Source organism: Sphingopyxis sp., from assembly GCF_036402335.1.
Taxonomy (GTDB): domain Bacteria; phylum Pseudomonadota; class Alphaproteobacteria; order Sphingomonadales; family Sphingomonadaceae; genus Sphingopyxis.
On record NZ_DASWTD010000284.1, the window covers coordinates 1 to 4,732 of the forward strand.

Genomic DNA, 4,732 nt, shown 5'->3' on the forward strand with positions numbered 1-4,732 from the left:
GTGAAAGATAACGTCGAAGCCGCTGGCCGACGCGCGCCTGAACGCCTTGGCTACGCCGGCCGTCACCGCGACCGCGGCGCGCGGAAAAAAGGCCGCAATGCTGAAGATCGAGCCGGTTCTTCGCTGGCAGTCAAGGCAATGGCAAAGCGAAACCTTGGTCGGCTCGCCTGCACAGCAGAGCACAAGCTGACCGCAATGACAGGAGGCATGCCGTTCCATCGGGATCGAGACTATCATCTCGTATCGCCGCGGCAAAGGGCATGGACTTGCCTTCGCCGCCGCTTTTCCCCACATCGAGCGCCATGAACGCTCCCAATCCCCCGCTTCGCGCCGCAATCGTGCCGGTCACCGCCTTCCAGCAGAATTGCACCCTGCTGTGGTGCACCGAGACCAACAAGGCCGCCTTCGTCGATCCCGGCGGCGACCTCGACAAGCTCAAGGAAGCGGCCCGCCAGACCGGGGTCGAGGTCGAGAAGATCCTCGTGACCCACGGCCATATGGACCATTGCGGGCAGGCGGGGATGCTGGCGAAGGAACTCGGCGTGCCGATCGAGGGGCCGCACGAGGACGATCGTTTCTGGATCGAGGCCTTTGCCGAGGACGGTGCGCGGTTCGGCATGGTCGGCGAATCGTTCGAGCCCGATCGCTGGCTGGTCGATGGCGACACGGTGACCGTGGGCAATCTGACGATCGACGTGATCCATTGCCCCGGGCACACGCCGGGGCATGTCGTGTTCCATCATGGGCCGTCGAAGCTGGCGATCGTCGGCGACGTCCTGTTCCAGGGATCGATCGGCCGCACCGATTTCCCGCGCGGCAATCACCAGCAACTGCTCGATTCGATCACGCAGAAGCTGTGGCCGCTCGGCGGCGATACGACCTTTCTGCCGGGGCACGGCGCGCACAGCAATTTCGCGCACGAACGGCGGACGAATCCGTTCGTGAGCGATATGGCGCTTGGCAATTAGGCCGGTTTATTTCGGCGCAGCGGCTTCGGTTTCGACGATCTCGGTCGTGGTGATGCTGGTCGGCGTCAGGTAGACGATCGCGATCGAGCCGATCGCAAGGCCGAGCTGCGTCAGCATGGTGATGATCGTGCCGACCATGCGGCCCCACATCATCCCGTCCATGCCGAGCGCGTGCAGGATGCGCCCGACGAGATAGAGCGCGCCGACGCCCCACAGCCAGAGCGACGAGCCCAGGCCGAGCTCGACCAGCGCGAGCAGGATCAGCACGAACGCCGTATTTTCGACGAAGTTGCTATGCGCGCGCATGCGCCGCGTGAGCGGTTCGTTGCCGCCGTCGCCGATGAAGACCTTTTCCTTTGTGCGCACGCGGCCGACGCGCACCGAAAGCCACAGGTTGAGCAGCGCCGCGCCAGCGGCGATCGTCAGGCTGATCGGCAGGATTATCATTTGGCTTCCCCCACATTGTTTGCCGGCACATTGTCGTGATCGGGCGGTGTAGCTGTGGCATCCCCGAAGCGGGGCGGCAAGCCCGCGCAAAGATGGACGCAATAGGCTTGCCTTTGCGGGCAAAAACGCTATAGCCCCGCCCGATCCGGCACCCGACACCATCAGGCGTTGAGGCACCCTCCGGCGGAAGATTTTCTTGTCAAAACCGGACAGGAACAAGCCTTCGCACGGCGGGCGGGCCAGTCATTTCCGGCGACGGCGATGACAAATCCGGGTAGCCGATTCGTGACACACTATTGAGAATGCAGGAAATATCATGGCCGTTCCCAAGCGAAAAACCTCGCCCTCGAAGCGCGGCATGCGCCGCAGCCACGACAGCCTGAAGGTTGAAGCCTTTCAGGAATGCCCGAACTGTGGCGAGCTGAAGCGCCCGCACAACCTTTGCAACGCCTGCGGCCATTATAATGGCCGCGAAGTGGTGTCGGTCGGCGCGTAAGCATCAAGCCGGAGGGCGCTAAAATGGTACTGACACCGCGAATCGCAATCGATGCGATGGGCGGTGACGTCGGCGTGCGCATGATGCTCGCCGGCGCGGCCATGGCGCGCCACAAGCACGACGGCCTGCGCTTCATCCTCGTCGGCGACGAGGTGCAGATCAAGGCGGCGCTCGAAAACCACCCCAATCTGCGCGCGGCGTCGGATATCCTTCACACCGACGGCGTGGTGTCGGGCGAGGACAAGCCGAGCCAGGCGCTGCGCAAGGCGAAAAGCACCTCGATGGGGCTGGCGATCGATGCGGTGAAGCGCGGCGATGCCGGCGGCGCGGTGTCCGCGGGTAACACCGGGGCGCTGATGGCGATGGCGAAGCTCGCGCTGCGCACGATGCCGGGAATCGACCGGCCGGCACTTGCGGCGCTGCTGCCGACGCTCGGCGACAATGACGTCGTGATGCTCGATCTGGGCGCCAACACCGATTGCGATGCCAACAACCTGATCCAGTTCGCGGTCATGGGCGCGGCTTATGCGCGCACTGCGATGGGGCTCGAAAAACCGCGCGTCGCGCTGCTCAACATCGGCACCGAAGAGCTGAAGGGCACCGATCAGATTCGCGATGCCGCAGCACGGCTGCGCGAGGCGCATGGCCTGCCGATGGAGTTCGCCGGCTTTATCGAGGGCGACAAATTGTCGCGCGGCAATGTCGATGTCGTCGTCCACGACGGCTTTTCGGGCAATATCGCGCTGAAGACGATCGAGGGGACGGCGCGCTTCGTCACCGACCTGCTCCGCCGCGCCTTCACCAGTTCGACGCGCTCGAAGATCGGCTTCCTGATCTCGCGGCCTGCCACCGAATTGCTCAAGCATCACCTCGACCCCAACAACCATAATGGCGCGGTGTTCCTGGGCCTGAACGGCGTGGTGCTCAAAAGCCATGGCAGCGCGGATGCGAAGGGAGTCGCCAATTGCGTCCATCTCTGCGCCGAGTTGATCGAGAAGGATATCACGCGTCAGGTGACCGAAGATCTCGCGAATTTCCGTAGCGGCGCGGCAGCATGACGCTGCGCGCCATCTTGGCCGGCACCGGCTCGGCCTTGCCGCGTACGCGCGTCTCGAATGCCGAGTTGGCCGAGCGTGTCGACACCAGCGATGAATGGATCGTCGAGCGCACGGGTATCCGTTTTCGCCATATCGCCGAGCCCGACGAGACGACCGCGACGCTCGGCGCCGATGCCGCGAAACAGGCTTTGGCGGCCGCCGGACTTGAGGCGGCAGATATCGGCCTGATCATCGTCGCGACCGCGACGCCCGACAATACATTTCCCGCAAGCGCAACCAAGGTGCAGGCGCTGATCGGTGCGCCCGATTGCATCGCTTTCGACGTCGCCGCGGTCTGCTCGGGCTTTCTCTATGCCGTATCGGTTGCCGATTCGATGTTGCGGACAGGCGCGGCGAAGCATGCGCTGGTGATCGGGTCGGAGACCTTCAGCCGCATCCTCGACTGGGAGGATCGCACGACCTGCGTCCTGTTCGGCGACGGGGCAGGCGCGGTCGTGCTGTCGGCCAGGGATGTCGACGACGACCGGGGCATCCTCGCAACGCGGCTCCATGCCGAGGGCAAATATTCGGACATGCTCTATGTCGACGGCGGACCGTCGACGACCGGAACGGTCGGCCATGTCCGCATGCAGGGCCGCGAAGTCTTCCGCCACGCCGTCACCAATCTCGCATCGGTGCTGGGCGAAGTGATGGCCGAGATCGGCCTCTCGGCCGAGCAGATCGACTGGGTGGTGCCGCACCAGGCGAACAAGCGGATCATCGATGCGACCGCGAAAAAGCTGGGCCTGCCGGCCGATCGCGTCGTGCTGACGGTCGATCAGCATGCCAATACGTCGGCGGCGTCGGTGCCGCTTGCGCTCGATCTCGCGGTACGCGACGGGCGGATCAAGCGCGGCGACCTGATCGTCCTGGAGGCGATGGGCGGCGGCTTCACATGGGGCGCTGCCGTCCTGCGCGTGTAATTTCTATCTGCCGCGTGAACTTCTCGCTCCATCCGTTTCAGTTTGGCGGATTAATTCGCTTTTGTTACATAGATACCCGGGACTCGTGACGGTGGGGGCTGTCGGAGACCTGTTACCTGTGACGCTTTACGAGGGGGAAGGGATCATCATGACTGCAGGCACGCTTACCCGGGCCGACATTGCGACGCGGATCAACCAGCAGATCGGCCTGTCGCGTAACGAATCGGCGACCATCGTCGAATCGATTCTCGATCATATGTCCGACGCGCTCGCGGTCGGGCAGAATGTCAAAATTTCGGGCTTCGGGACCTTTGTCCTGCGCGACAAGGCGCAGCGTATCGGTCGCAATCCGAAGACCGGCATCGAAGTGCCGATCCTTCCGCGCCGGGTCATGACCTTTCGCGCCAGCCAGACGATGCGTGGCCGCGTTGCCGGTAAATAAGCCGGGCCGCGCGCATGGCAGGACCTGACATGTCCGACGATGGCGGCAAGGCGACCGGCGCCATGCTCGCCATCGGCGAACTTGCGGTGCGGATCGGCGTTCCGACGCATGTCCTGCGTTATTGGGAGACGCGTTTCCCGCAGCTGAAGCCGCTCCAGCGATCGGGCCGGCGCCGCTATTACCGCACCGAGGACGTTGCGCTCGCCGAGCGGATCCACCATCTGCTGCATGTGCAGGGCTTCACGGTCGAGGGCGCGCGCAAGGCATTGTCCGAACCCGATGGCGTGCCCGACGTGCCCGTGCGCCTGCCGCTCATGCGCGAAGCGCTCGAAAACGCTGGCGCGGCGAACGGCGCCGCG

At 64.3% G+C, this 4,732-nt stretch carries 8 protein-coding genes; 6 read left to right on the forward strand and 2 right to left on the reverse strand.

Going from position 1 to position 4,732, the window contains the following annotated elements:
* Window positions 1-219 (reverse strand): GFA family protein (locus tag VGD20_RS08905; RefSeq protein ID WP_331134104.1); only part of this gene is annotated, 219 nt, incomplete at its 3' end.
* 83 nt (window positions 220-302) lie between these two features.
* On the opposite strand from VGD20_RS08905, the gene VGD20_RS08910 reads away from it, so the two are divergent.
* Window positions 303-968 (forward strand): MBL fold metallo-hydrolase, encoded by a 666-nt coding sequence (locus VGD20_RS08910; protein WP_331134105.1) that lies wholly within the window; start codon window positions 303-305, stop codon window positions 966-968.
* A gap of 6 nt (window positions 969-974) precedes the next feature.
* On the opposite strand, the gene VGD20_RS08915 is transcribed toward VGD20_RS08910, so the two are convergent.
* A complete protein-coding gene (locus VGD20_RS08915; protein WP_331134106.1) occupies window positions 975-1,415 on the reverse strand; it encodes an MAPEG family protein in 441 nt (146 codons plus the stop codon).
* A 316-nt stretch (window positions 1,416-1,731) separates the two neighbouring features.
* On the opposite strand from VGD20_RS08915, the gene rpmF reads away from it, so the two are divergent.
* From rpmF to VGD20_RS08940, 5 genes are all read left to right on the forward strand, one after another.
* A complete protein-coding gene (rpmF, locus tag VGD20_RS08920) occupies window positions 1,732-1,911 on the forward strand; it encodes a 50S ribosomal protein L32 (protein ID WP_011541714.1) in 180 nt (59 codons plus the stop codon).
* Between the two features lie 23 nt (window positions 1,912-1,934).
* Window positions 1,935-2,969 carry a phosphate acyltransferase PlsX gene (gene plsX, locus VGD20_RS08925; RefSeq protein ID WP_331134107.1) on the forward strand — a complete coding sequence of 345 codons (1,035 nt, stop codon included), beginning with the start codon at window positions 1,935-1,937 and terminating at the stop codon, window positions 2,967-2,969.
* Window positions 2,966-3,931 carry a beta-ketoacyl-ACP synthase III gene (locus tag VGD20_RS08930; RefSeq protein ID WP_331134108.1) on the forward strand — a complete coding sequence of 322 codons (966 nt, stop codon included), beginning with the start codon at window positions 2,966-2,968 and terminating at the stop codon, window positions 3,929-3,931. Before plsX ends, VGD20_RS08930 begins: the two co-directional genes overlap by 4 nt.
* Window positions 3,932-4,079: 148 nt before the next feature.
* Window positions 4,080-4,373, forward strand: a complete 294-nt coding sequence (locus VGD20_RS08935) for an integration host factor subunit alpha (protein WP_331134109.1) — start codon at window positions 4,080-4,082, stop codon at window positions 4,371-4,373.
* 29 nt (window positions 4,374-4,402) lie between these two features.
* Window positions 4,403-4,732 (forward strand): MerR family transcriptional regulator (locus tag VGD20_RS08940; protein WP_331134110.1); only part of this gene is annotated, 330 nt, incomplete at its 3' end.

What these genes read in the sequence shown, in the direction of transcription:
- VGD20_RS08910 (WP_331134105.1), top strand. Translation starts at nt 303, where the DNA reads ATGAACGCTCCCAATCCCCCGCTTCGCGCCGCAATCGTGCCGGTCACC.
- VGD20_RS08915 (WP_331134106.1), bottom strand. Translation starts at nt 1,415, where the DNA reads ATGATAATCCTGCCGATCAGCCTGACGATCGCCGCTGGCGCGGCGCTG.
- rpmF (WP_011541714.1), top strand. Translation starts at nt 1,732, where the DNA reads ATGGCCGTTCCCAAGCGAAAAACCTCGCCCTCGAAGCGCGGCATGCGC.
- plsX (WP_331134107.1), top strand. Translation starts at nt 1,935, where the DNA reads ATGGTACTGACACCGCGAATCGCAATCGATGCGATGGGCGGTGACGTC.
- VGD20_RS08930 (WP_331134108.1), top strand. Translation starts at nt 2,966, where the DNA reads ATGACGCTGCGCGCCATCTTGGCCGGCACCGGCTCGGCCTTGCCGCGT.
- VGD20_RS08935 (WP_331134109.1), top strand. Translation starts at nt 4,080, where the DNA reads ATGACTGCAGGCACGCTTACCCGGGCCGACATTGCGACGCGGATCAAC.